The following is a 25191-nucleotide window of genomic DNA, read 5'->3' on the forward strand; positions in this document are numbered from 1 at the left end:
GCTCCCTTACTCATCAGTTGACGTGGTATCTCTTTCGGGCCTCTCCTCTGACGAGGCCCGACGCTCCGTTGCGATCAGCTCGTTCAGCCAGCGCACCTCGCGCTCGACGGACTCGAGCCCGTGTCTTTGCAGCTCGAGCGTGTAGCTGTCGAGACGCTCCCGGGTGCGGGCCAATGCGGTGCGCACCGCGTCGAGCCGCTCTTCCAGCCGGCTGCGGCGGCCTTCGAGAATGCGCAGGCGCACCTCGGCCTCGGTGTGACGGAAGAAGGCGAAGTGCACGCCGAAGCTCTCGTCCTCCCAGGCGGAGGGGCCGGCCTGCGTCAGCATGTCCTGCAGTCGTTCTTTGCCTTCGGCGGTCAGCTTGTAGACGATCTTCGATCGGCCGCCCACGATCGCGGCGGGAGCGGGCTGCTCCTCCGCGATGAGGCCCTGGGTCAGGAGTGATCGAAGACAGGGGTACAGCGACCCGTAGGAGAACGCGCGGAACATCCCCAGCAGAGCGTTGAGCCGTTTGCGCAGCTCATAGCCGTGTAGCGGCGTCTCGTGCAGCGACCCGAGCACGGCCAGCTCCAGGACCCTGGCTTGTCCGCCGGCCATGGAAACCGCCCCCTCTCGCGTCGATGTATCGAGCCGATACATCCCGAGGATACGTCGGGCCGCTATATGACTGCAATCGACGAATCTGCCAAGCCGTTGGGATGAACCCGCAAAACGCCGTAGTCTGGCGCCCATGTGGTCACAGCGAAGGGTGGTGGATTACGGCCTCGCGAAAAAGGCGGTGGTCCGATCCTTGCGCGCCGGGCGTTCCGCGCGCGGCGACGTCTGTGACGCACAGCCCTACCTCCTTCGCGCGGCACGCCACTTCGGCGAGCCGACCGAACGCCTCTGCCCGGTCTGCGAAAGGGAGAACGTCACCAATGTGACCTATGTCTACGGCGACGCCCTCGGGCGGCAGGCCGGTCAGGCGAAGGTCGTGTCAGAGCTCGTCGCCATGGCTCATGATTACGATGAGTTCCGGGTGTACGTTGTCGAGGTCTGCCAAGGTTGTTCCTGGAATCACCTGACGGTTTCGTACGTCCTCGGGAACGGACCGCCTGACCTCGTCGGCCAAGCGTAAAGACCAGAGGGCGGCGGGAAACCTCACGCCCAACCGCCGTTTTGTATCCGACGACGTTGCGAGGACGTGTGAGTAACAGCATGAATGAGGGGACGGCTCGCCCGGGAAGGCGCCGTCGTTCCAGCTCATCCCGTTCTGTGCCCCAAGGTTCTCCTCCCCAAACCGACGAGCCGGGCTGGGGTGCGGCGCCGCCGCAGCGTCGTGCGGAAGCGGCCTACGAGCAGACCGGCGCCATGTCGGCGCAGCCGTACGACGATCCTCCCAGACGCGGAGAGCAGCCGTCCAGACGCGGTGGGCAACCTCCTGCCCAAAGTGAGCCGATGGGGCCGCGTTCGCGCGCCCGACAGGACACGCGGTCGGTGAGCAACCAGGAGACCATGGTCAGCGACGCGCCGCCGCGGCGCTCGCGCAGGCGCAACCAGGGTGGCGAGCCGCCCGAGCCGCCGGGCCCGCCGACGAAGAAGGACGGCGGTGGCCGGGGCGGCTGGCGCAGGTTCGTGCCGAGCTGGAAGATCGTCGTGGCGGGCGCCGTGGTGCTCGCGGCCGGCCTCTTCGGCATGGTCATGGTCGCCTACGCCAACACGCCGGTGCCGACGTCCGCCCAGGACGAGGCGCTGGCCCAGCAGAGCACCATCTACTTCCGCGACGGCAAGAAGATCGCTCAGCTCGGTTTCAAGCGCGAGATCGTCCCGATCGAGGCCATGTCCCAGAACGTCAGGGACGCCGCGGTGGCCATCGAGAACAAGACGTTCTACGAAGACTCCGGCATCTCCATCTCCGGCATGTTCCGCTCGGTGTGGATGACCGCGTCCGGGCAGCAGATCCAGGGCGCCTCGACGATCACCCAGCAGATGGCCCGTAACTACTACGACGGCCTCAGCCAGGAAGTGTCCATCAAGCGCAAGGTCATGGAGATCTTCGTCGCGGTCAAGCTCGACGACGAGCTGACCAAGGACCAGATCCTGGCCAACTACCTCAACACCATCAACTTCGGCCGTGCCTTCGGTGTGCAGGCGGCCGCGAAGGCGTACTTCGGGTCCAAGGTCAACGCCAAGAACCTGACCCCCGAGCAGGGCGCCTACCTCGCCGCGCGCATCCAGCAGCCGAACTGGGACCACGACTCGCCCGAGCTGCAGGCCCGTTTCAAGACCGTCGTCCAGTACATGGCCGAGCAGTGGCCCGACCGCTACGGCTCGCTGCCGCAGACCGCCAAGTTCCCCAAGACGCGCAAGACCATCGGCCCCAACGAGATGTCCGGCATCAAGGGCTACATGGTCAAGGAGGTGCTGAACGAGCTGGCCGCCCGCGGCCTGACCGAGGAGAAGATCAGGAGCGGCGGCTACCACATCACCTCGACTTTCGACTACAAGCTCATGAAGGCCGCCCAGAAGGCGGTCAAGGAGACGCGCGCGGCGTACAACATGTCCACCGAGTTCCACGCGGGCCTGGCCGCGGTGGATCCGAAACGCGGGCGTGTCCTGGCCTTCTACGGCGGTGACGACTACGTGACCGACCCGTGGAACGAGCCCTTCCAGTCGACGAAGCAGGCCGCGTCCGCCTTCAAGCCGTACGTGCTGGCGGCCTGGCTGCAGGCCGGCTACTCGCTCAAGAGCTTCGTGCCCGGCAACCAGACGGTTCCGAAGGAGCTGCCGGGTCAGCAGGAGGGCGGCATCACCAACAGCCACAACGTCGGTGCGGCCGTGGACGTGGTGAAGGCCACCGCGCAGTCGGTCAACACGGCGTACGTCTCGATGGCGTACGCGCTGCCGAACAAGCTCGACGACGTCAAGAACCTCGTCGAGGCGGCCGGCTTCAACCAGAAGCGCATGGAAGACGACGTCAGGGATCACCACTACCAGTTCGCCATCGGCAGCGCCCTGGTGACGCCCGTGGAGCAGGCCGCCGGCTACGCCATCTTCGCCAACGGCGGAAAATACACCAAGTACCACGTCGTCAAGCAGGTCAAGCTCAAGAACCAGGTCGTCTACGGCGAGCAGCTCAGCTCCAAGAACGTCATCGACCCGGGTGTGGCCGCCGACGCCACCGTCGCCATGGAGGCGGTGCTGACCAACGGCACCGCACAGGGCAAGGGCCTGGGCAACCGGCGGGCGGCCGGCAAGACCGGGACGAACAACAACGAGAAGGAAGCCTGGTTCGTCGGTTACACGCCGCAGATCTCCACGGCGGTCGGGTTCTACCGCGAGCAGTGCGCGACCAAGACGGGCAAGATCATTCCGCCCGAGCACTCCAACTGCCCCGTCTACAAGAAGGGCAGCAAGAAGTTCGGCCCGAACAACCCGTACACCACGGTCAAGGAAATGCCCCTGGGCTTCGAGGGTGCCGGTCCGCCCACGATCGCCTGGCAGAAGTTCATGCAGATGGCGCACGAGGGGCTGCCGGTCGAGGAGTTCCCGGACCGGGCCGAGGTCGGCATCGCCGAGAACATCGTCCCGAGCCCGACGCCCACTCCCACGCCGACGCCGGACGCGGGGGAGAACCCCTTCGACGACCAGAACCCGATCGACGACCCGAACGCCAACGAAGACTGCCTCATCGGCTGTGGCGGTGAGGAGACCACGCCCGACGACGACGGCGTGACGATCGACGACGGTGAGGGCGACGCCCCGCAGACCGCCGACGACTCGGGTGTCGCGGGCGGTTCCGGCGGGTCGGGCGGCGGTTCGATGCCCGAGTCGAGATTCGGCCGGCCCGACTCGATGACCACCAGGCCAGAGGACCGATGACCGGCACGGAGGTGCGCCCGCCGCTGGCGATGCGCGCCGTGCCGTTTCTTCCCCTGGGGCTGCTCGCGGCCCTGGGGGCGACCCTCGCGTACGTGGTGCGGCTGCCCTGCCGCACCGGAGGCTGGAACGACCAGGTCTCGACCTACACCAACTTCTGCTACACCGACATCTACCCTCTCTACTTCGACAGAGGGCTGAGCGAGCACAACCCCTACTTCGCCTTCGACCTGCCGTTCGACAAGCAGGTCGAATACCCGGTGGTGCTGGGCGAGGTCATGCAGGTGATCAGCTGGATCGCCCGGGCGCTGGAGCGGGAGGTGGCCGCGCAGGCGGTCCGCTTCTACGACCTCACGGTGCTCCTGCTCGGCGTCTGCCTGGTGCTGGGCGTGCTGCTGATGGCCGCGGTGGCGGGGCGCTCCCGGCCGTGGGACGCGCTCTGGTACGCCATCTCGCCCGCCGTGATCCTGGCCGCCTACATCAACTGGGACCTGGTGGCGGGCGTGCTCTGCATGGGCATGCTGCTGGCCTGGAAGTGGCGCTGGACGATCCCGGCCGGGATCCTGCTGGGGCTGGCGATCGCGACCAAGTTCTATCCGCTGATGTTCGTGGGCGCGTTGTTCCTGCTCACGTTGCGTACCGCGAAATGGCGCACGTTCTTCGTCACGATGGCCTCGGCGGTGGGCGCCTGGCTCGTGGTCAACCTGCCGTTCATGATCTTCGCGTGGGACGGCTGGCGCCGGTTCTACGTCTTCTCCCAGGAGCGCGGGGTCGACTGGGGCTCGCCGTGGCTGTTCTTCCAGCGCAAGGAATGGCCGGTCCTCGGCGAGGTCGACGTCAGCACGCTGGGCATGGTGACGCTGGCCCTCGCGTGCCTGGGCATCGCGGTGCTCACGCTGACCGCGCCGCGCCGGCCCCGGCTGGCGCAGATCTGCTTCCTGGCGCTGGCCGCCTTCATGATGACGAACAAGGTGTGGTCGCCGCAGTTCGTGCTCTGGCTGGTGCCGTTCGCCGTGCTGGCCAGGCCCAACTGGAAGCCGCTCGTGCTGTGGCAGCTCGCCGAGGTCTGGTACTTCATCGCGATCTGGCTCTATCTGCTCTCCCAGCCGCCGCTGGAGCGGGAGGACCTGGGCATCGGTGACGACACCTACTTCACCGCCGTCTGGGGCCGCGTCATCACCATCGGGATCATGATGGCCTTCGTGGTGCGCGACATCCTGCGCCCGGAGAAGGACGTGATCCGGCAGGCCGGCAACGACGACCGTGGGGGCGGCGTGTTCGACGGCGCGCCCGACCGGTTCGCGCTTTCCTCGCTGACCAAATGATCACACGCTCGGCCGGGCGGGACGCGCTGCTGCTCTGGTTCGGCTCGCGGGCCGGGCTGCTGATCGCGACCCTGCTCGGCGTCGCGCTGGGCGAATATCTCAACAAGTGGCACAAGTGGGACGCCACGCTGTTCGTCACGATCGCCCAGTACGGCTACGACGGCGAGCCCGGCAAGGACCCGGACGAGGGGCTGCCGGCGTTCTTCCCCGGGTTCCCGTCGATCCTGCGCTTGGTGCACTTCGTCATCCCGGACTGGACGGCGGCCGGGATGCTGATCTCGCTGGTCGCCGGGGCGGTGGCCATGGTGGCGCTGGCCCGGCTGGCCGAGCTCGAAGGCGTCAACGGCTGGATGGCCGTGCTGGCGCTGCTGCTCTTCCCGACGGCGGTGTTCCTGTCGGCGGGCTACAGCGAGTCGCTCTTCCTGGCCTTCGCGATCCCGGCGTGGCTGGCGGCCCGGCGGGGGCAGTGGGCGGCGGCGGTGTTCCTGGCCGCGGGGGCGTCCTGCGTGCGGATCACGGGGTTGTTCCTGGCGATCGCGCTGGTGGTGGAGTTTTTCGCCGGTAGGGAGTCGTGGCGGCAGGCGGGGTGGCTGGTGGTGCCGTTCGTGCCGCTGGTCGCGTACTCGTACTACCACTACAGCAGGTCGGGCGACTGGCTGGCGTGGAAGCACGCGCAGGAGGCCGGCTGGGGGCGTGACTTCGCGTGGCCGTGGGAGGCGTGGGGGACCACCTGGAGCCAGGCCATGGGCTCCGGCGACTTCGCGGTGGCCTTCCGGATGGAGATCGTCGGGGCCGTGGTGGCCGTGGCCGTGCTGGGGTGGCTGCTCGCGCTGCGCAGGTGGAGCGAGGCCGTCTACACGGGTACGCAGGCGGCGGCGCTCATGACCTCGGCCTACTACCTGTCGATCCCGCGCATGCTGCTGCTGTGGTTTCCGCTGTGGATCCTCATCGCCAGGGTCGCGACCAGGAGGGCGTGGGTGTTCGCCCTCTACGGGCTGATCTCCGGGCCGCTCATGCTGGGCAACGCCGGGCGGTTCCTCAGCGGAGCGTGGGCGGGCTGATCTCTCTACCCGTTTTCTCGTCTCGGTAATCCAGAAAAGTTATCCACAGGCTGTGTGTATTCTCTAGAGGTTCTTCCTCAGGAACGCGATGTCGTCGGCCTGACCCGCGGCGGGCGTCTCCACCACGATCGGCGCGCCGGCCGCGCGGCAGACCGCCAGGATCAGCTCGGGGTCGATCTTTCCCTGGCCCAGGTTGGCGTGGCGGTCGGCGCCGGAGTCGAAGTCGTCGCGCGAGTCGTTGCAGTGGACGAGGTCGATGCGGCCGGTGATGGCCTTGACCCGCTCGACCAGGTCGACCAGCTCCTCGCCGCCCGCGTGGGCGTGGCAGGTGTCGAGGCAGAAGCCCACGTCGAACCCGTCGAGGGCGTCCCAGAGGCGGGCGATGCGCTCCAGCTTGCGGGCCATCGCGTTGCCGCCGCCCGCGGTGTTCTCGATCAGCACGGGGATGGGGCACTCCATGCGCTCGAACACCTTGCGCCAGTTGTCGAACCCGGCCTGGGGATCGTCGTTCTTGTTCACGTGGCCGCCGTGCACGATCAGGCCCTTGGCGCCGAGCCCGGCGGCCGCCTTCAAATGCTGTTCGAGCAGCTTGCGGCTGGGGATCCTGATGCGGTTGTTGGGGGTCGCCACGTTGATCAGGTAGGGGGCGTGGATGTAGACGTCGACGCCTTCGACCGGCTTGGCGGGCAGCACGGGCTTGTCGTAACCCTGGGGATCACCGAGGAAGAACTGCACCACCTCGGCGCCCACCTCCTCGGCGTGGGCGGCGGGGTCGTCCTGGTCGACATGGGCTCCGATGCGCGGCATGTGCACGAGCCTATCCGTTTGGCGGAGGCGTACCAGGGCAGTCGGGAGACACCCCCTACCCGAGGAGAGAACGCTATGAGCCGCTGGCGCTTACGAGCGCTCATCGTCTTGATCTACGTCATCGTGGGCATCTACGTCGCCTGGCTGTACGACTACATCACTCCAGGGCTGCTGAAGGATCTGGCCGAGGCGCTGCTGGCCGTCTTCCTGTGGTTCCTGGTCCTGCTCGGCATCGACCTGAACATCGGGTGATCCACATATCGAACGGCCCCGGGAGCGCACCGGGGCCGTTTTACGTTAGTTCGGCATGAAACCGCCGTGGGCGATGCCGAGCGCGGCCCCGACGAACGAGCCCACGAGCCCGATGATGTTGAGCGAACGCTGCGGCGTGGTCGCCGAGACGTACTGAGAGTAGAGGCCGATGCCGAAGCCCAGGGTGCCGACCCACGCGGAGATCGCGTGCGCGACCAGCCAGAACGTGGAAATGAAGGCGATCACGCCCAGCGTGATCGTGACGACGGACAGGACGTTTTCCACCGGGTGCGGACGTCCGTCCGTGTTGAGCGTGAGCCTGAACCGCTCCCTTTCGGAGGGTTGAAGCACATGTGGCACAGCCACCACCCCCTTGGTTTCCTACAGGCCTTCCCACCTACCAGCGGCTGGTAACCTGGGCACGCTGCGTTGTGATGGGTGATCCATCAACCCGGGGCGCCGAAATGGGCCGCCCAGGGCAAGACGTCAGCGTCCTCCTGTCACGGCAGAGTGTCGTGACCGCAAGAGTCCAGAGGAGGTTGGAGTCCCGCATGCGTCGTTACGAAGTAATGGTCATTCTGGACCCTTCGCTCGATGAGCGCACTGTCGCGCCGTCCCTCGACCAGTTCCTCACCGTGGTCCGCACTGACGGCGGCACCGTGGAGAAGGTCGACGTCTGGGGCCGTCGCCGTCTCGCCTACGACATCGACAAGAAGTCGGAAGGCATCTACGCCGTCATCGACCTGTCCGCGGAGCCCGCGACGGTCAAGGAGCTCGACCGCCAGATGAACCTCAACGAGGGCATTCTGCGCACCAAGGTCCTGCGTCCGGACGTGCACTAATTCTGTCGGGGTCTCCCCGTACATTGAGCCGTAACCCAAGCGAAGGCGTGCAGGAAGGCGAGCGCTAGCCATGGCAGCAGGCGACACCGTAATCACCATCGTCGGCAACCTGGTCGACGACCCGGAGCTGCGCTTCACCCCAACGGGGCAAGCGGTGGCTCGATTCCGCATCGCGTCCACTCCGCGGTTCATGGATCGCCAGACCAACGAGTGGAAGGATGGCGAGAGCCTCTTTCTGACCTGCAACGTGTGGCGGCAGGCGGCGGAGAACGCCGCCGAGAGCCTCCAGCGCGGCATGCGGGTCATCGTGCAGGGGCGGCTCAAGCAGAGGTCTTACGAGACCAAGGAAGGCGAGAAGCGCACGGTCTATGAGGTCGAGGTCGACGAGGTCGGCCCGTCTCTGCGCAACGCCACGGCCAAGGTCAACCGCACCTCCCGTCAGGGTGGCGGCGGTGGGGGCGGCGGCTTCGGCGGCGGCCCGGCCGACGACCCGTGGGCGTCCGCGACGCCGGCTCCGTCCCAGGGCGGCGGCGGCTTCCAGGGCGGCGGCGGTGGCGGCGGCTACGGCGGCGGCGGTGGTGGCCAGCAGCAGGGCGGCGGCGGCTTCGGCGGCGGCGGCAACGACTTCAGCGACGAACCGCCTTTCTAAATCCAGTCCACAAGCCCGAGTCCATTCCCGCTCTGACGGCGGGGCTCTGAAAGGAGCACCACGATGGCAAAGCCGGCACTGCGCAAGCCCAAGAAGAAGGTTTGCCTGTTCTGCCACGACAAGATCTCCTACGTCGACTACAAGGACACGGCGCTGCTGCGGAAGTTCATTTCCGACCGCGGCAAGATCCGTGCTCGCCGGGTGACGGGCAACTGCACCCAGCACCAGCGCGACGTGGCGACCGCGATCAAGAACGCCCGTGAGGTGGCTCTGCTGCCTTACACGAGCACCGCGCGCTAAGGAGGCCTGCCGATATGAAGCTCATCCTCACCAACGAGGTCTCCGGCCTCGGCGCCCCTGGCGACGTCGTCGAGGTCAAGGACGGCTACGGCCGCAACTACCTCATCCCGCGCGGCTTCGCCATGCGGTGGACGCGCGGCGCCGAGAAGCAGATCGAGACCATTCGCAAGTCTCGTGACGCTCGCGAGATCCGCGACCTGGGCACCGCGAAGGAGGTCGCCGGCCAGCTCGGCGCCCTGCGCGTGCGCCTGTCGACCCGCGCGGGCGACTCCGGCCGCCTGTTCGGCTCGATCACCACGGGCGACATCGCCGACGCCGTCAAGGCGGCCGGTGGCCCGGTGCTCGACCGTCGTCGCATCGAGATCGTCAACCCGATCAAGAGCGTCGGCTCCCACAAGGTCAAGGTCAAGCTCCACCCCGAGGTGTCGGCCGCGGTCGACGTCGAGGTCGTTGCTGGTTGATCCGCCTTCGGTGAAAGACCTCCCCCTGTTCGGGGGGAGGTTTTTTGCTTTTTACGCGAGCCGTGACCGGCCACTCGCCGCACTCCGGCCGGGGGCCCTCCAGGAAACGGCCTCTGACCCTTCACCGCCTGATCGCCGTAACGCGAGCCGGGGACGGGATTCCCTATTCGGTCGGCGTAGAATGCCTTCGTTTCTCTGGCACGTTCCCCCTGGAGGCTTGGCCATGGCCCGTCCCCTGATGCTGCTCGCGCTCGCGGTGGCGGTCGTCGGTTGTGCGCCGGTCGACAATACGGCGAGCACCACGGCCGCCCCCACGTCGTCCACCGCCTGTGCCAAGGAGCAGCTCAAGCTCCGCACGCCGGGCAAACTGACCATCGGCACCGACAAGCCCGCCTTCGAGCCCTGGTTCAAGGACGACGACCCGGCCAACGGGCAGGGGTTCGAGAGCGCGGTGGCGTTCGCTGTGGCGGGGGAGCTCGGTTTCGACCGCAGCGAGGTGCAGTGGAGCACGGTGAAGTTCGACTCCGCGTTCGCGCCCGGTGAGAAGCAGTTCGACTTCGACATCAACCAGGTCTCGATCACGCCGGCCCGGGCGAAGGCGGTCGACTTCAGCAAGGGCTACTACACGGTCAAGCAGGCGATCGTGGCGGTCGAGGGGAGCAAGTTCGCCGGGGCGAAGAGCCTGGCCGAGCTGAAGGACGCGAAGATCGGCGTACAGGTCGGGACGACGTCGCTCGCCGCGGTCAAGGACGTCATCAAGCCCGCCGACGACCCCAACGTCTACAACGAGCAGATCGACGCCGTGAACGCGCTGAAGAACGAGCAGGTGGACGCGCTGGTCGTGGACCTGCCGACGGCCTTCTACGTGACGGCGGCCCAGGTCGAGAAGTCCAAGATCGTGGGCCAGTTCAGCTCGACGGGTGGCGCGCCGGAGGAGTTCGGGCTGGTCATGGAGAAGGGCAGCGCGCTCAAGCCGTGCGTCGACAAGGCCGTGGACGCGCTGAAGTCCAAGGGTGACCTGGCCAAGATCGAGCAGGAGTGGCTCAGCTCGGCCGCGGGCGCACCCGAGCTCCAATGAGCGAATGGGTCAAGTCGGAGCGGCAGGCCGAGCGGGAGCGGATCCGCAGGTCCCGTGCCCGCCGCTCGACCTCGATCGCGACGGGCTCGACGATCGTCTTCATCGTCCTGGCGATCTGGATCGTCACCAACTCGCCCGGCTGGCCGCGGGTGCGGGCGACGTTCTTCTCCTGGGACCACTTCACCAAGGCGTTTCCCGACGTGCTGAGCGGGTTCATGCTCAACGTCAAGATCTTCCTGATTGCCGAGGTGCTGATCCTCGTCGTCGGCCTGCTGGTGGCGCTGGCCAGGGGCATCAAGACGCCGGCGTTCTTCCCGATCCGCGCGCTGGCCACGCTGTACACCGACATCTTCCGTGGCGTGCCGACGCTGCTGGTGATCTATCTGGTCGGGTTCGGGCTGCCCGCGCTCAGGCTGCAGGGCATTCCGTCCGACCTGGTGACGCTGGGCATCATCGCGCTGACGCTGTCTTATGGCGCGTACGTGGCCGAGGTGTTCCGGTCCGGCATCGAGTCCATCCACCCCAGCCAGGTGGCGGCGGCCCGCTCCCTCGGGCTGAGCCACCTCAAGACCACGCGGTTCGTGGTGTTGCCGCAGGCCACCCGCAGGGTCGTGCCGCCACTGCTGAACGAATTCGTCTCGCTGCAGAAGGACACCGCGCTGGTGGCCACCCTCGGGCCGCTGGAGGCGCTCAGGCAGGCGCAGATCTACGCGGCCGGCAATTTCAACTTCACTCCCTACCTGGCCTCGGCGTTGCTGTTCATCCTGCTCACCATCCCCATGGCCCGGTTCACCGACCACCTGGCCGCCCGGACGCGCAGGAGGCGCGGCGCATGAGTCTGCTGACAGTTGAAGGGGTGTGGAAGAACTTCGGCGACCACAGCGTGCTGCGCGGCATCGACCTGGAGGTGCGCCCGCACGAGGTGGTGAGCCTGATCGGCGCTTCCGGCTCGGGCAAGTCCACGCTCCTGCGCTGCGTCAACCTGCTGGAGACGGTCGACGACGGCACCATCCACCTGGACGGCGAGGAGATCACCGACCCGCGTGTGAAGGTCGACGACGTGCGCAAGCGGCTGGGCATCGTGTTCCAGGCGTTCAACCTGTTCCCGCACATGACCGTGCTGGACAACATCACGCTGGCGCCCCGCCAGGTGCACGGGGCAGGCCGGGCGCAGGCGGAGGAGCAGGCGTTCGGGCTGCTGGCCAGGTTCGGGCTGGGGGACAAGGCGCGGGCCTACCCCGACCAGCTTTCGGGCGGGCAGCAGCAGCGGGTGGCCATCGTCCGGGCCATGGCCACGCAGCCCAGGTTGCTGCTGCTCGACGAGGTCACCTCGGCGCTCGACCCCGAGCTGGTGGTCGAGGTGCTGGGGGTGATCAGGGAGCTCAAGGGGTCGGGCATGACGATGATCCTCACGACGCACGAGATGAGCTTCTGCCGCGACATCTCGGACACCGTCTGCTTTCTCGACGGCGGCGTGCTCCTGGAGAAGGGGCCGCCAGAGAAGATCTTCACCGAGCCGGAGCACACGCGTACCCAGGAGTTCCTGCGCAGCGTGCTGGAGTCGGGGCGGTTCTAGCGGCGGTGCCGCCCGTGGGGTTTGTCGGGGGTGGGGCGTGGGCGGGCCAGGAGGCTGTGGCGGCGGCCGTACAGGAGGTAGACCAGCAGGCCGAAGGCCATCCACAGGGCGAACCAGGCCCAGGTCAGCACGCGCAGGTTGACCATGAGCCAGAGCGTGGCGACCATCGACAGCCCTGGCAGCAGCGGCGAGAGCGGCACCCGGAATCCCCGCTCCAGGTAGGGCATGCGCCGTCGCATCACGATCACCCCGGCCGCCACGAACGCGAACGCGAACAGCGTCCCGATCACCACGAGCTCCTGCATCGTGAGCACCGGCACGAACTCGGCCAGCACGATCGCCGCGAACCCGATCACCAGCGTCACCCGCGTGGGCGTGTGGTAGCGCCGGCTGACCGCGGCCAGGCGGCGGGGGATGAGCCCGTCGCGGGCCATCGAGAACAGCACCCGCGTCTGCCCCACGATCAGCACCAGGATCACGGTCGTCAGCCCGAGCACCGCGCCCGCGTCGATGACGTGCACCATCCAGTCCGCGCCGACCGCCCGGAACGCGCTGGACAGCGGCGCTTCCAGAGAGATCTTCGTGTACGACACCATGCCCACCATGACCACCGCCACCGCGATGTAGATGACCGTGGCGATCACCAGGCTGCGGATCATGCCCTTGGGGACGGCCTTGGGCGCGTTCACGGTCTCCTCGGCGGAGGTGGCCACGATGTCGAACCCGATGTACGCGAACGCGATGGCCGAGGCCGCCGCGAAGATGCCGAACCACCCGAACGCCTGGCTCTCCCCGAACACGACCTCCAGCACGGTCTGCGGCGCGACCGACAGCGTCACGGGCCGGACGTAGAAGTCGCCGAAGTTGGCCACGTCGATGTGCGCGAGCCCGACGACGATGACCGCGCCGATGGCCAGCAGCTTGGCCGACACCATGATCCACAGTGCCCGCAGCCCGATCCGCGCGCCCAGGGCGACGATGCCGGTGAGCACGACCACGATGACGAAGACGAGCAGGTCGCTGACCAGACCCCGGTTCGGCACGGTGACACCGAAGTTGGCGATGGCCCCGACCGCGATCTCACCCCAGGCCCTGGCCACCACCGCGGCGGCGAGCTGGAGCTCCAGAATAAGCGCCCACCCGATGATCCAGGCCCAGACCTCGCCGAAGATGACGTAGGTAAAGGTGTAGGCGCTGCCGGAGGTCGGCATCGTCGAGGACAGTTCGGCATAACACAGGCAGGCCAGCAGGCAGGCGATGCCGGCGATCATGAAGGAGAGGATCACGCCGGGGCCGGCCGTACTGGCGGCCTGCCGGCCGGCGATGCTGAAGATGCCGGCGCCGATCATCACACCGAGCCCGAGCACCACCAGATCGGCCGGACGGTAGAGCTCGGCCAGGCTGTGCCGGGCGCCGGTACGCAGGCCGGTCGCCTCGGATGGCGGCAGTCGTCGCAGAATCGTGGACAAGGAACACCCCGCTCAGGGAACTCGCCCACAATGTCTCACCACTTGGACAACAACAAGCACGAGACGATTACACGCCGGTTACCAGCCATGCAGTACCGGCCGCCCGGCGGGTCAGCGTGATCAAACGTGCGAGCATCCACACGCCCAGCGCGCACCAAAGTGCAACGACTCCGAAATCGGCCGCGAGGAGCGCGGCGGGCAGGTAGGCGAGCGTCGTCCACACCGACTGCCACGCCAGGTAACGCTGATCGCCCGCCCCGATCAGCACGCCGTCGAGCACGAACACGATCCCGCACACGGGCTGGAACAACGCCACCGGCCACAACAGGTCCAGCAGCAGCCCGGCGACGTGCGGGTCCGCGTTGAACAGCCCGGGCAGCACGGGGCGGGACACGACGACGAGCAGGCCCAGCACGACGCCCGACCACAGGCCCCACCGCACCATCCGCCTGGTGGCGTCCCTGGTGGCGGCCACGTCCCCGGCGCCGAGCGAGCGGCCGGTGATGGCCTGGCCGGCGATGGCGATGGCGTCCAGGGCGAAGACGAGCAGCGTCCACACCTGGGTGGCCAGCGCGTACGCGGCCAGCTCCGCCTCGCCCATCCTGGCCGCGATCACGGTGGCCACCACGATCACGACCCGCATGCTGGCGGTACGGACCAACAGCGCGATCCCGGCCGTACCCGCCTGCCTGATGCCCTCCAGGCTGGGCGTGAGCGGCGTGCCGAGCCGTAACGCCCCCCGCGCCACCACGACGAGATAGACCGCCGCCCCGGCCGTCTGGGCGAGCACCGTGCCCCACGCCGACCCCGCGATGCCCCACCCGAGCCCCAGGACGAACCAGGCGTTCAGCGCCGCGTTCAGCGCGAACGACCCCACGGCCACCACCAGCGGCGTCATCGTGTCCCGCAGCCCGCGCAGCACCCCCGTACCGGCCAGCACGACCAGCATCCCGGGTGCGCCCAGCAGGCTGATCCGCAGGTACGTCACCGCCTGCCCGGTCTGCTCGCCCACGGTGCCGAACATCTCGACGATGGCCGGCGCCAGCGGCCAGCCGGCCACGATGAGGACCAGCCCGATGGCCAGCGCCAGCCAGATCCCGTCCACACCGCTGCGGATGGCCCGCGTGTGGTGGCCCGCGCCCGACTGACGCGCCACGGACGCCGTGGTGCCGTAGGCGAGGAAGACGCACAGGTTCATCAGCGTGGCCAGTACGGTGCCCGCCACGCCCAGAGCGCCGACCGCCGTGGTCCCGAGGCCGTGTCCCACGATGGCGTAGTCGGCGAGCAGGAAGAGCGGCTCGGCCACCAACGCCCCGAAAGCGGGCACGGCCAGCCGCAGGATCTCCCTGTCTCTAGCGGTAATGGGCATTCGTCCATTATGGCCCTTACACGGCGTGTCGGACCAACTTTCTTTCCTCCACAGCCGGTGGATACTGTTCGCCCAGGTCGATGCCCGTTCGGTGGATATCCGAAAGAGTTATCCCCAGGCTCGTCCACAGGCCATTCACACCCTTGGCGCGCTCGTACACAGCTTGACCACAGCGTTGTCCACAGGCCACGTTGCCGACGGCCCGAGACTCCGCGAAACTGTCAGACCGGTCGACTACAAGTGGGGGTGGTGCGACCGCCTGCAAGTTCGAGGGGGCGCGGTGAGCATTGACGAAGAGGCCGGCGGAGGCCCAGGTTTCGAACGCACACCACCCAACAACATCGAGGCGGAGCAGTCGGTGCTCGGCGGCATGCTCCTGTCCAAGGACGCCATCGCCGACGTCGTGGAGATTCTGCGCTCCGACGACTTCTACCGCCCGGCCCACCAGATGGTCTACGAGGTCATCACCGACCTCTACGGCCGCGGCGAACCCGCCGACGCGGTAACGGTCTTCGACGAACTGCAGAAGCGCGGCGAGATGGCCAGGGTGGGCGGCGCGGCCTACCTCCACACCCTCACGGCCGTCGTCCCCACCGCCGCCAACGCGGGCTACTACGCCAAGATCGTCCGCGAGCAGGCCATCCTCCGCCGCCTCATCGAGGCCGGCACCCGCATCGTCTCCTTCGGCTACGGCGGCCAGAACGAAGAGGTCGACGACCTCGTCGACCGCGCCCAGGCCGAGATCTACAAGGTCACCGAGCGCCGCACCTCCGAGGACTACGCGCCGCTGGCCGACATCATGCCCGGCGCCCTCGACGAACTGGAGGCCATCGGCAGCCGCGGCGGCCAGATGGTCGGCGTACCGACCGGCTTCCAGGACCTCGACCAGCTCACCAACGGCCTCCACCCGGGCCAGATGATCGTCGTGGCCGCCCGTCCGGCCATCGGCAAGGCCCTGGCACTCGAAACGCCGCTGCCCACGCCTGCCGGTTGGACGACCATGGGGGAGGTCAAGGTCGGCGACGAGCTCCTGGGTGCCGACGGGCGGCCGACGAGAGTGGTCGCGGCGACCGAGGTCATGCACGGCCGGCCGTGCTACGAGGTGGAATTCAGCGACGGGACGGTGATCGTCGCCGATGCCCAGCACCAGTGGCGTACGACCACGCGCGCGCCCAGAAGGGCCGGTCGAGCCGGATTCTCATGGACGCCCGAGGCGGCACGGCGGGTCGGGAAGGCTCAGGCAGTCACCCATCAAGAGACGCAGGGCTTCCGCCACGTTCTTCACACGAGCGGCTCCAGCGCCAAGGTTCCGGTCCTCGCGGGCGGCCCGATCCGTGGCGAACATGCGCGCCGGGTGGCGGCCTATCCCGCCGGAGAGCTGTTCGGCGGGCTCTACTCGCGGGTCAGCACACCGGCGAACGCCGCGACAACGGCGGCGCACAAGAGCGTGCTGACCACGGAAGAGATCGCCGCCTCGCTACGCCGCCCGGCGGACGGCCGGCCGAACCACGCGGTGTCCGTGGCCGCACCCTTCGACCTGGCCGAGCGGGACCTGCCGTTGCCACCGTACGCACTCGGCGTATGGCTCGGTGACGGCACCAGCGCGACGGCCCGAATCAGCACGGCAGATTCGGAGATCGTCGCGAACCTGGAGGCCGAAGGACTGCGCATGACGCAAATCGGCTCCACGATCAGTTACCACATGGCCATGCCCGAGCCGGTGAGCCCACGCACGTGCGAGGTGTGCGGCACGGCCCTCACGTCGCGGATCTCTCACGTCCGCACGTGCGGGAGGGTAAGCGCACTTTCCGGGCCCGTGGCAGCACCCACGTGCCCCGACTGTGGAAAGCCCTCAGGCGGGCTGCGGCGCTGTCAGACGTGCCATCGTGCCCATGGCACGGTCCAGGGCATCCTGCGCACTTTGGGAGTCCTGCACCACAAGCACATTCCGGCGGCCTACCTGCGTGCGTCGGAGCGGCAACGGCGTGACCTGCTGGCGGGCCTGCTCGATACGGACGGATACGTCGGCGTCGGCGGACAGATCCGGTTCGCGGTGACGAACCAGCGGCTGGCACACGATGCGATGGAACTCGTCCTGAGCCTCGGATACAAGGCCACCATGCGCACCCAGCCGGTCAAGGGTCGTCAGCCGGAATCGTCCGTCCGCTACGTGATCGACTTCACCGCGTCCGACGGGCTCTTCCGCCTGCGGCGCAAGGCCTCCAGGCAGGTCGACACCGCTCACCCGGCCACCAGGGTCCGCCATATCGTCGACGTACGCCCGATCTCGTCGCGCCCGGTCCGCTGCGTCGAGGTGGACAACGCCGACCACATGTACCTGGCGAGCAGAGCGTGCATCCCCACCCACAACAGCACGCTGGGGTTGGATTTCGCGCGTTCCGCGGCGATCAAGAATGGTATGACCACGGTCATCTTCTCCCTGGAGATGTCCCGCAACGAGATCACCATGCGTCTGCTCTCCGCCGAGGCCCGCGTGGCCCTGCACGCCATGCGCTCGGGCATGATGGGCGACGACGACTGGACCCGGCTGGCCCGCCGGATGAGCGAGGTGGCCGAGGCGCCGCTGTTCATCGACGACTCGCCCAACATGTCGATGATGGAGATCCGGGCCAAGTGCCGACGGCTCAAACAGCGCAACGACCTGCGGTTCGTGGTCATCGACTATCTGCAGCTGATGAGCTCGCCGAAGAAGACCGAGAGCCGCCAGAACGAGGTCTCGGAGATCTCCCGTGCCATCAAGCTGCTGGCCAAGGAGCTCGAGGTGCCGGTCATCGCGATCTCGCAGCTCAACCGTGGTCCTGAGCAACGTACCGACAAGCGTCCCGCGGTGAGCGACCTTCGCGAATCTGGATCGATCGAGCAGGACGCGGACATGGTCATCCTGCTGCACCGGGAGGACGCCTACGAGCGGGAGTCACCGCGGGCGGGTGAGGCCGACCTGATCGTGGCCAAGCACCGTAACGGTCCTACCGCGACGGTGACGGTGGCGTTCCAGGGTCACTACAGCCGTTTCGTGGACATGGCCCAGCACTGAGGCCGCCGTCAAGCCGCCTTGTCCGTGGAATCGGGGGCCAGTCGCAGGTGGGCGGGGTGGGCCTTCTCGTCGGGGAAGACCCACTTTCGCAACGCCCAGAAGCGGAAGACCATGGCGATCAGCGTGCCGATGATCTGCGCGCTCACGAAGTCGGCGATCTCCTGGGTCACCAGGCTCACGTCCGGGGTCTCCAGGCGAAATACGTACCGCGAGATCCATAGCGGTGCGGAGCTGAGCACCAGGCCGATGCCGCTGACCAGGAAGAACAGCGCGGCCTCGTGGCGGCGTTCGCGGCCGCCCCTGGCCCGGAACGACCATTCGCGGTTCAGCACGTAGGACACGATCGTCGCCACGAGCACCGCGATGATCTTCGCGGTCACCGGCTTCGGTTCCAGAACGGTGAGCTTCAGCCCATAGAACACCGTGTTGTCCACCAAGAACGCTGTTCCGCCCACCACCGCGAACTTCAGCAGTTCACGGTGCTTCAGCACGAGTGCGTGCAGTGGCTTGGGCAGTTTCGCGAGTACCGCGTTCGCTGTTCGGAGCACCCCCGATCTTCTCACCAGTGCGCGGCAAGTTACGGCTGGGACCGGGAGCGGGTCAGGGCCAGGCCGCCGAGGGCCAGGGCGATCAGCCCCACCGCCAGGGCCATGTAGCCCCCGACTATGCCGTAGCCGGTGCCGGGGCCGCCTTTGGCGGCGGTCACGACCAGGCCGCCGATGACCGCGCCGGTCAGGCCCGTCGCCAGGGCGGCGATGGCTCTCTTTCTGCCGGTGCGGGCCAGGGCCAGGCCGCCGATGACCGTGCCGGTCAGGCCCAGGAGCATGGCCACCACGGACCAGGCGCGGCCGGTGGTCAGGGCGTAGGCGCTGACGGGGTCCGGCTGGGACAGGACATGTGCGGTGAGAAGCCGACGAACTGACATGAGGTCCTCCAACCACTGGATGTCGTCTGAGCATGGCCGCCGGGGTGGGTGCCGGGCGTCCGGCGGGAGCAGGCAATTCGGGCTGCCGCCGGTGCCGCAGCCGGCTACCGCCGGTGCCGCAGGATCGGGGGAGGTACCGCCGCTGCGGTAGCCGGGCCATCGTCCGTGCGCAGGAGTCGTCCTGGTGGACATCCGGGCTAAGGTGCGCGCATGGGGACCACAACAGGACGGGCCGGGGTGAGAGCCGGGCTGAAGACCGAGGTGATAGCCGGCGTAACGGACGCGGTGAGAGCCGGTGCGAGGGCCGCTGTGAGGGCTGGGGTCATCGACTGGGTGATCGCCATTGCTGTGGCGGGGACGCTGGTGGTCACCGGGTTGTCCGGGCGGAGCGTTGTCACGAACCTCGACCTGGTCGGCTGCGCGCTGCTGGCGGTCGGCGGTCTGGTGCTGGTCGCGCGTCGCCGTGCCCCCGTGCCCGTGCTGGCCGTCACCGGGCTGTGCGCGGTGGGTTACCAGGCGGCCGGTTTCGACGTGCCGGCCATCGCGTACCTGTTCGCCGTGTACGCCGCTGTACGGGCGGGACACCGTACCGTCACGGTGGTGGCGAGTGTGATCGTGCTGGCCGCGCTGCCCCTCGCGGCCCTGGCCTCGGGGCTGCACGACACCGGTGAGGCGTTCGCGCAGGCCCGCGGCGCCCTGGAGCTGGCCTGGCTGATCGCGGCCGGCGCCGCGGGGGAGGCGCTGCGGCAGGCCGAGCGGCGGGCGGACGAAGCGGAGCGTACCCGGGAGGAGACCGCGCGGCGGCGCGCCGACGAGGAGCGGCTGCACATCGCCAGGGAACTGCACGATTCGCTCACCCACCAGATCTCGATCATCAAGGTGCAGGCCGAGGTCGCCGTGCACGTGGCCCGCAGGCGCGGCGAGCCGGTGCCTGAGGCGCTGCTGGTGATCCAGGAGGCCGGCAGGGAGGCGACCAGGGAGTTGCGCGCGACCCTGGAGGCGCTGCGCGACGACGACACGGCCACGTCGCGAGGGCTCGACCACGTCGCCGAGCTGGTGGAACAGGCCCGGACGACCGGCCTGGACGCGACACTGACGATCGAGGGAGAACGACGGGACGTGCCACCGGAGGTGGGCAGGACCGTCTACCGGATCGTCCAGGAGTCGCTGACCAACATCGCCCGGCATGCCGCCGCCACCACGGCCTCCGTACGGATCGACCACAGTCCTGACGTCCTCGCGGTCCGCGTCGACGATGACGGCAAGGCGGCACCGGGGACGGTGCCCGGGGTCGGGCTGCTCGGGATGCGCGAACGCGTCACGGCCCTCGGCGGCCGGCTGCGCGCGGAGCCGCGCGGCAAGGGCGGCTTCACCGTCGAGGCCGAGATCCCCATGAAGCGGACGCCGTGATCCGGGTCCTGCTGGTCGACGACCAGCCGCTCCTGCGCAGTGGGTTTCGGGCGCTGCTCGACCTGGAGGACGACATCGAGGTGGTGGCGGAGGCGAGCGACGGGCTGGAGGGCCTGGCGCTGGCCCGGCGGCATCTGCCCGACATCGCCCTCATCGACATCCAGATGCCGGTCGTCGACGGCATCGAGGCGACCCGGCGGATCGCCGCCGACCCGGCCCTGGCCGGGGTGCACGTCGTCATCCTGACCAACTACGGCCTGGACGAGTACGTCTTCAACGCCCTGCGCGCCGGCGCGGCCGGGTTCCTCGTCAAGGACATCCTGCCCGAGGACTTCCTGCACGCCGTCCGGGTCGCGGCCCGCGGTGACGCGCTGCTCGCGCCGTCGATCACCCGCAAGCTCATCAACAGGTACGTCGCCCAGCCGCCCGCCACCGGCAAAGGGCTGAAGGAACTGACCAACCGCGAACGCGAGGCCGTCACCCTGGTCGCCCGGGGCCTGTCCAACGACCAGATCGCGGACCACATGGTGATCAGCTCGCTGACCGCGAAGACCCACGTCAACCGGGCCATGGCCAAGCTCCACGCCCGCGACCGCGCCCAGCTCGTGATCCTGGCCTACGAGTCCGGTCTGGTGACCCCCCGAGCGTGACGTGTGACCAAGCAGACATCGGCCCCAGGAATGGCACCTGATCGCTTCAGTGCTCTACCGGACAGAGCCCAGCGAAGGGAAGAACGCCATGACCATCCTCGTCGCCTACGACGGCTCGGCCGACGCCCACGCCGCGATCGAGTTCGCGGCCAAGCACCTCGCCGCGCAGCCCACGCTCATCCTCACGGTGTGGGAGCCACTGCTGCTACAGATCAGGAAATATCCCCTTGCCGCCGGCGCGATCGACCCGGGCACCGAGGACGAGGCGCAGGCCCAGGCCGAGCAGCACGCCCAGGAGGGCGCCGAGCGGGCGATCGCCGCCGGCCTGAGCGAGGTCACCTACCGGGCGGTGGCCGACAACGAGTCGATCTGGAAGACGATCGTGGACGTGGCGGACGAGATCGACGCCTCGCTGATCGTCACCGGCTCGCGCGGCCTGGCCGGCGTCAGGTCGGTGCTGCTCGGCAGCGTCTCCAACCACGTGCTGCACCACGCTGGCCGCCCGACCCTCATCGTCCCGCCCACCAAACTCAAGAAGACGTGACGCAGCAGGTCTGAGGCGGGGACAGCCGGGTGTCGATGCGCCGCGCGCCCGGCCCCTCATCGCCCAGCCGGTCGTGCGGGTTGGCCACCGGGCACCGGTCCAGCGACAGACAGCCGCATCCGATGCACTCGGTGAGGTCGTCGCGCAGCCGCTGGAGCTGCTCGATCCGGTCGTTGAGCTCGCCGCGCCAGGCGGCCGACAGCCTGGCCCAGTCGCCGCGGGTGGGTGTGCGCTCGTCGGGCAGCTCGGCCAGGGCGTCCTTGATGGTCTTCAGCGGGATGCCGATGCGCTGGGCCAGGCGGATGAACGCGACCCTGCGCAGGCTGTCCCGGCTGTAACGGCGCTGGTTGCCGGCCGTACGACGGCTGGCGATGAGGCCCTTGGCCTCGTAGAAGTGCAGGGCGGAGACGGCCACACCGCTGCGTTCGGCGAGCTGGCCGACCGTGAGTTCCTTGGTGTTCCAGGCGACGGTCATACCTGAAGCTTACTTGAGGATCCGCTCGAAGAACGTCTCCAGGACGACGACCGTCCGCGTACCCGTCACGCCGTTCACCTCGAAGACCCGGCGCAGCACGTCCTGCAGGTCGCGGGTGCCGGCCGTACGGACCTTCAGCAGCACCGACGCGGGCCCCGCGATGACGTGCGCCTCCTCGACCTCCGGGATGGCCGCCAGCCCGGCCGCGCTCTCGCCCATCCACGCCCCGCCGTCGACCAGCACGTACGCCGTCACCGCCCGCCCGAGCGCCTCATGGTCCACCTCGATCGTGGTCCGCCTGATCACCCCACGCTCGCGCAACTTGCGCACCCGCTCGTGCGCGGCCCCGCTGGACAGCCCCACCGCCTTGCCGAGCACCGCGTACGACCGCGTCGCGTCCTCTTGCAGCAGGCCGATCAGCATCCTGTCGATTTCATCCACGACCAGATGCTATCCCGTGATATGCCATGGTTGCCGAACAGCGTATGGTGAGCGGTATGACGGACACGATCCCCACAGAGTTCGAGGTGCTGGACGAGCGGTTCGCCGGGATCGGCGGTGATGACCGGATCGAGATCCTGCATCGGGGCACCCGCTGGGCGGAGGGCCCGGTCTATTTCCCCGCCGGCCGGTTCCTGGTCTGGAGCGACATCCCCAACGAGCGCATGTTGCGCTGGGACGAGATGACCGGCGCGGTCGGCGAGTTCCGCCGGCCGTCGGGCTACACCAACGGCAACACGCTCGACCGCGAGGGCCGGTTGATCTCGTGTGAGCAGGGCAAACGGCGCGTCACCCGTACCGAGCACGACGGCTCGATCACGGTGGTCGCCGATCGCTGGGAGGGCAAGCGGTTCAACAGCCCCAACGACGTGGTGGTGCGCTCCGACGGCTCCATCTGGTTCACCGACCCGCCCTACGGCCTGCTCAGCAACTACGAGGGCATCGCCGCCGACCAGGAGATCGACGGCTGCCACGTCTACCGCGCCGACCCGGTGACGGGCGAGGTGCGCGTCGTGGCCGACGACTTCTCCCGGCCCAACGGCCTGGCCTTCTCGCTCGACGAGCGGCAGCTCTACGTGGCCGACACGAAGGCCAGGCACCTGCGGGTGTTCGACGTGGGGGAGGACGGCGTGCTGTCGGGCGGCAAGGTCTTCGCCGAGGGCGGCGATCAGGACAGCTACGACGGCCTGCGGCTCGACGAGACCGGCCGCGTCTGGACCGCGGCCGGTAAGGGACTGCTCTGCTACGACCCCGACGGCACGCTGATCGGCCGGCTCAAGCTGCCGGAGGCGACGGCCAACCTGGTGTTCGGCGGGCTCAAGCGCAACCAGCTCTTCATCACGGCCTCGACCTCGCTCTACACCCTGCTGACCAACGTCACCGGCGCGCGCCCGGTCTGGGCCGGGCGCTGACCTCACTCCCACCGGAACAACCGCACGGCCAGCCCGCCGAAGACGACCAGCCCGGCGGCGACCACGGCCAGGTGCATGAGCTGCGGCGCGTGGCCCGCCCAGGTGTCCCTGAGCGCCTGGGCGAAGGGCCCGGCCACGGAGAAGTCGCTGACCAGGCGCAGCCCGTCCGGCATGGTCTCGCGCGGCGTCCACATGCCCGCCACGTACATCAGCGGGAACATCACCGCCGACCCGATCCCGGGAGCGACCTTGCCGTTCGGCGCCAGGGCGGCGATCACGAGCCCGATCGCCAGCAGCGCGGCGGTGCCGAGCAGGAACACCAGGACGAACCCCGCCCACTGCTTGGGCGCCGACGAGCCGAACACCACCATCCCGGCCACGGTCAGCAGCACCGTGGACACCGCCCCGATGGCCAGGTTGATCACGAGCTGCGCGCCCAGCACCCGCCCGGGGTGCACGGGCGTGGTGGACATCCGCCTGAGGACCCCTTGCTCCCGGTACGTGGTCAGCACCGCCGGCACGACGTTGCAGGCCAGCATCAGCAGCGTGAGGAGCGTCATCATGCTGGGCATGTGGGTGTCCACCACCCGTTCGCCCGAAGCCTGGACCTCGGTCATCCCCGGGATGCCGTATCCCAGCGCGATCAGCAGCAAGGTCGGCAGCCCGAGGGTGAACAGCAGGAACGGCCATTCCCGCAGGTGCAGCTTGGTCTCGACGAGGAACAACTTCATGACAGCTTCCTTCCGGTGAGCGCGAGGAACGCGTCGTCGAGCGTGGCCTGCTCGATCCGCAGGTCTCCGGGGACGATCTGGTGCCGGGCCAGGGCGAGGGTGACGGCGGGCGCGAGGTTGCCGGTGCCGCTCACCACGACCTGGGCGCCGCTCCTGGCGACCTCCCGCACCTCGGGCAGGGCCAGCAGCAGGGCGTCGTCGAAGGGGGCCGACGGCCGGAACCGTACCCGCTGCTCCTCGTTCACCTGCGCGATCAGCCCGGACGGCGAGTCGGTGGCGACCACCTTGCCCGCGTCGATGAGCGCGAGCCGGTCGCAGAGCCGCTCGGCCTCCTCCATGAAGTGGGTGACGAGCACGACCGTCACGCCCGAGTCGCGAATCTGCTCGACCAGCTCCCAGGTGTCCCTGCGGGCCTGCGGGTCGAGACCGGTGGTCAGCTCGTCGAGCACCGCCACGCGCGGCCGTCCGACCAGCGCGAGCGCCACGGACAGCCGCTGCCGCTGGCCGCCGGAGAGCTGCTTGAACATGGTGTTCCGCTTGTCGGTGAGGCCGACCCGCTCCAGCAGTTCGGGCCAGTTCGCGGGGTCGGGGTAGAAGGAGGCGTACAGGTCCAGCGCCTCCCAGACCTTGATCTTCTCCGGCAGCGCCGCGGCCTGGAGCTGCATGCCGAGCACCTCGCGCAGCTTCGCGCGATCGCGCCGCGGGTCCAGCCCGGCCACCCGTACGGTCCCGCCGTCGGGCTCCCGCAGGCCGGCCACGCACTCCACGGTGGTGGTCTTGCCGGCGCCGTTGGGGCCGAGGATGCCGAAGATCTCGCCCTCGGCCACCTCGAATGACACATCGTCTACCGCGAGGTGGTTCGGATACTGCTTGCGCAGGTTTCCGACTTCGATGATTTTCATGGCACAGACGCTAGAAATCCCGGCTGGAACGGGGAATCTC

28 protein-coding genes are annotated in these 25191 nt (G+C 68.5%); 17 read left to right on the plus strand and 11 right to left on the minus strand.

Going from position 1 to position 25191, the window contains the following annotated elements:
• Nucleotides 1–6 precede the first annotated feature (6 nt).
• Entirely contained in the window at nucleotides 7–597 is a 591-nt protein-coding gene (locus C4V41_RS18495; RefSeq protein ID WP_103957109.1) for a PadR family transcriptional regulator, read from the minus strand.
• A gap of 133 nt (nucleotides 598–730) precedes the next feature.
• Between C4V41_RS18495 and C4V41_RS18500 the strand changes: the two genes are divergently transcribed.
• The 4 genes from C4V41_RS18500 (at nucleotide 731) to C4V41_RS18515 (ending at nucleotide 6244) form a co-directional block, all read left to right on the plus strand.
• Complete coding sequence (locus C4V41_RS18500; protein ID WP_103957110.1) at nucleotides 731–1117, plus strand: DUF5318 family protein; 387 nt, start codon at nucleotides 731–733, stop codon at nucleotides 1115–1117.
• 359 nt (nucleotides 1118–1476) lie between these two features.
• The gene (locus C4V41_RS18505) at nucleotides 1477–3861 is read left to right on the plus strand and encodes a transglycosylase domain-containing protein (RefSeq protein WP_160150321.1); all 2385 of its coding nucleotides are present in this window, start codon (nucleotides 1477–1479) and stop codon (nucleotides 3859–3861) included.
• Complete coding sequence (locus C4V41_RS18510) at nucleotides 3858–5183, plus strand: glycosyltransferase family 87 protein (protein WP_103957112.1); 1326 nt, start codon at nucleotides 3858–3860, stop codon at nucleotides 5181–5183. Before C4V41_RS18505 ends, C4V41_RS18510 begins: the two co-directional genes overlap by 4 nt.
• The gene (locus C4V41_RS18515) at nucleotides 5180–6244 is read left to right on the plus strand and encodes a mannosyltransferase family protein (protein WP_103957113.1); all 1065 of its coding nucleotides are present in this window, start codon (nucleotides 5180–5182) and stop codon (nucleotides 6242–6244) included. The genes C4V41_RS18510 and C4V41_RS18515 overlap by 4 nt, the downstream gene beginning before the upstream one ends.
• A gap of 63 nt (nucleotides 6245–6307) precedes the next feature.
• On the opposite strand, the gene C4V41_RS18520 is transcribed toward C4V41_RS18515, so the two are convergent.
• The gene (locus C4V41_RS18520; RefSeq protein WP_103957354.1) at nucleotides 6308–7051 is read right to left on the minus strand and encodes a deoxyribonuclease IV; all 744 of its coding nucleotides are present in this window, start codon (nucleotides 7049–7051) and stop codon (nucleotides 6308–6310) included.
• A gap of 75 nt (nucleotides 7052–7126) precedes the next feature.
• Between C4V41_RS18520 and C4V41_RS63015 the strand changes: the two genes are divergently transcribed.
• Complete coding sequence (locus C4V41_RS63015; protein ID WP_200824060.1) at nucleotides 7127–7303, plus strand: hypothetical protein; 177 nt, start codon at nucleotides 7127–7129, stop codon at nucleotides 7301–7303.
• A 45-nt stretch (nucleotides 7304–7348) separates the two neighbouring features.
• On the opposite strand, the gene C4V41_RS18525 is transcribed toward C4V41_RS63015, so the two are convergent.
• Nucleotides 7349–7663 carry a hypothetical protein gene (locus tag C4V41_RS18525; protein ID WP_235030210.1) on the minus strand — a complete coding sequence of 105 codons (315 nt, stop codon included), beginning with the start codon at nucleotides 7661–7663 and terminating at the stop codon, nucleotides 7349–7351.
• A 191-nt stretch (nucleotides 7664–7854) separates the two neighbouring features.
• Here C4V41_RS18525 and rpsF point away from each other — a divergent pair, with 191 nt between their 5' ends.
• From rpsF to C4V41_RS18560, 7 genes are all read left to right on the plus strand, one after another.
• Nucleotides 7855–8145, plus strand: a complete 291-nt coding sequence (gene rpsF, locus C4V41_RS18530) for a 30S ribosomal protein S6 (RefSeq protein ID WP_103957115.1) — start codon at nucleotides 7855–7857, stop codon at nucleotides 8143–8145.
• 70 nt (nucleotides 8146–8215) lie between these two features.
• A complete protein-coding gene (locus tag C4V41_RS18535) occupies nucleotides 8216–8794 on the plus strand; it encodes a single-stranded DNA-binding protein (protein WP_103957116.1) in 579 nt (192 codons plus the stop codon).
• Nucleotides 8795–8857: 63 nt separating this feature from the next.
• A complete protein-coding gene (rpsR, locus tag C4V41_RS18540; protein ID WP_020543048.1) occupies nucleotides 8858–9094 on the plus strand; it encodes a 30S ribosomal protein S18 in 237 nt (78 codons plus the stop codon).
• A 14-nt stretch (nucleotides 9095–9108) separates the two neighbouring features.
• Nucleotides 9109–9555, plus strand: coding sequence for a 50S ribosomal protein L9 (rplI, locus tag C4V41_RS18545; protein ID WP_103957117.1), 447 nt, complete (start codon nucleotides 9109–9111; stop codon nucleotides 9553–9555).
• 223 nt (nucleotides 9556–9778) lie between these two features.
• A complete protein-coding gene (locus C4V41_RS18550; protein ID WP_103957118.1) occupies nucleotides 9779–10633 on the plus strand; it encodes an ABC transporter substrate-binding protein in 855 nt (284 codons plus the stop codon).
• Nucleotides 10630–11469, plus strand: coding sequence for an amino acid ABC transporter permease (locus C4V41_RS18555; protein ID WP_103957119.1), 840 nt, complete (start codon nucleotides 10630–10632; stop codon nucleotides 11467–11469). Before C4V41_RS18550 ends, C4V41_RS18555 begins: the two co-directional genes overlap by 4 nt.
• Entirely contained in the window at nucleotides 11466–12209 is a 744-nt protein-coding gene (locus C4V41_RS18560) for an amino acid ABC transporter ATP-binding protein (protein WP_103957120.1), read from the plus strand. The genes C4V41_RS18555 and C4V41_RS18560 overlap by 4 nt, the downstream gene beginning before the upstream one ends.
• On the opposite strand, the gene C4V41_RS18565 is transcribed toward C4V41_RS18560, so the two are convergent.
• Nucleotides 12206–13678 (minus strand): APC family permease, encoded by a 1473-nt coding sequence (locus C4V41_RS18565; protein WP_235030211.1) that lies wholly within the window; start codon nucleotides 13676–13678, stop codon nucleotides 12206–12208. The genes C4V41_RS18560 and C4V41_RS18565 overlap by 4 nt on opposite strands.
• A gap of 67 nt (nucleotides 13679–13745) precedes the next feature.
• A complete protein-coding gene (locus C4V41_RS18570) occupies nucleotides 13746–15047 on the minus strand; it encodes an MATE family efflux transporter (protein WP_103957121.1) in 1302 nt (433 codons plus the stop codon).
• Nucleotides 15048–15327: 280 nt separating this feature from the next.
• On the opposite strand from C4V41_RS18570, the gene dnaB reads away from it, so the two are divergent.
• Complete coding sequence (gene dnaB / locus C4V41_RS18575) at nucleotides 15328–18102, plus strand: replicative DNA helicase (protein ID WP_200824061.1); 2775 nt, start codon at nucleotides 15328–15330, stop codon at nucleotides 18100–18102.
• A gap of 8 nt (nucleotides 18103–18110) precedes the next feature.
• On the opposite strand, the gene C4V41_RS18580 is transcribed toward dnaB, so the two are convergent.
• Together C4V41_RS18580 and C4V41_RS18585 are read right to left on the minus strand one after the other, a co-directional pair.
• The gene (locus C4V41_RS18580; RefSeq protein ID WP_235030212.1) at nucleotides 18111–18650 is read right to left on the minus strand and encodes a GtrA family protein; all 540 of its coding nucleotides are present in this window, start codon (nucleotides 18648–18650) and stop codon (nucleotides 18111–18113) included.
• A 29-nt stretch (nucleotides 18651–18679) separates the two neighbouring features.
• Nucleotides 18680–19027 (minus strand): DUF6223 family protein, encoded by a 348-nt coding sequence (locus tag C4V41_RS18585; protein WP_103957124.1) that lies wholly within the window; start codon nucleotides 19025–19027, stop codon nucleotides 18680–18682.
• A gap of 333 nt (nucleotides 19028–19360) precedes the next feature.
• Here C4V41_RS18585 and C4V41_RS18590 point away from each other — a divergent pair, with 333 nt between their 5' ends.
• The 3 genes from C4V41_RS18590 (at nucleotide 19361) to C4V41_RS18600 (ending at nucleotide 21631) form a co-directional block, all read left to right on the plus strand.
• Complete coding sequence (locus C4V41_RS18590) at nucleotides 19361–20437, plus strand: sensor histidine kinase (protein WP_235030213.1); 1077 nt, start codon at nucleotides 19361–19363, stop codon at nucleotides 20435–20437.
• Nucleotides 20434–21087: a response regulator gene (locus C4V41_RS18595; protein ID WP_103957126.1), complete on the plus strand. Its 654-nt coding sequence runs from the start codon at nucleotides 20434–20436 to the stop codon at nucleotides 21085–21087. The genes C4V41_RS18590 and C4V41_RS18595 overlap by 4 nt, the downstream gene beginning before the upstream one ends.
• Nucleotides 21088–21175: 88 nt before the next feature.
• A complete protein-coding gene (locus tag C4V41_RS18600; RefSeq protein ID WP_103957127.1) occupies nucleotides 21176–21631 on the plus strand; it encodes a universal stress protein in 456 nt (151 codons plus the stop codon).
• Here C4V41_RS18600 and soxR read toward each other — a convergent pair.
• Both soxR and C4V41_RS18610 read right to left on the minus strand, forming a co-directional pair.
• Complete coding sequence (gene soxR, locus C4V41_RS18605) at nucleotides 21618–22106, minus strand: redox-sensitive transcriptional activator SoxR (protein ID WP_103957128.1); 489 nt, start codon at nucleotides 22104–22106, stop codon at nucleotides 21618–21620. The two genes, C4V41_RS18600 and soxR, sit on opposite strands and share 14 nt — an antisense overlap.
• A 9-nt stretch (nucleotides 22107–22115) precedes the next feature.
• Nucleotides 22116–22547: an Lrp/AsnC family transcriptional regulator gene (locus C4V41_RS18610; RefSeq protein WP_103957129.1), complete on the minus strand. Its 432-nt coding sequence runs from the start codon at nucleotides 22545–22547 to the stop codon at nucleotides 22116–22118.
• Nucleotides 22548–22603: 56 nt separating this feature from the next.
• On the opposite strand from C4V41_RS18610, the gene C4V41_RS18615 reads away from it, so the two are divergent.
• Complete coding sequence (locus C4V41_RS18615) at nucleotides 22604–23518, plus strand: SMP-30/gluconolactonase/LRE family protein (protein WP_103957130.1); 915 nt, start codon at nucleotides 22604–22606, stop codon at nucleotides 23516–23518.
• A gap of 2 nt (nucleotides 23519–23520) precedes the next feature.
• Here the strand turns inward: C4V41_RS18615 and C4V41_RS18620 are convergent, their stop codons facing one another.
• A complete protein-coding gene (locus C4V41_RS18620; protein WP_103957131.1) occupies nucleotides 23521–24249 on the minus strand; it encodes an ABC transporter permease in 729 nt (242 codons plus the stop codon).
• Nucleotides 24246–25151, minus strand: a complete 906-nt coding sequence (locus C4V41_RS18625) for an ABC transporter ATP-binding protein (RefSeq protein ID WP_103957132.1) — start codon at nucleotides 25149–25151, stop codon at nucleotides 24246–24248. The genes C4V41_RS18620 and C4V41_RS18625 overlap by 4 nt, the downstream gene beginning before the upstream one ends.
• Nucleotides 25152–25191: the final 40 nt, after the last annotated feature.

Origin of the sequence: Nonomuraea solani, assembly GCF_900108335.1 — a bacterium.
Classification (GTDB): Bacteria; Actinomycetota; Actinomycetes; order Streptosporangiales; family Streptosporangiaceae; genus Nonomuraea; species Nonomuraea solani.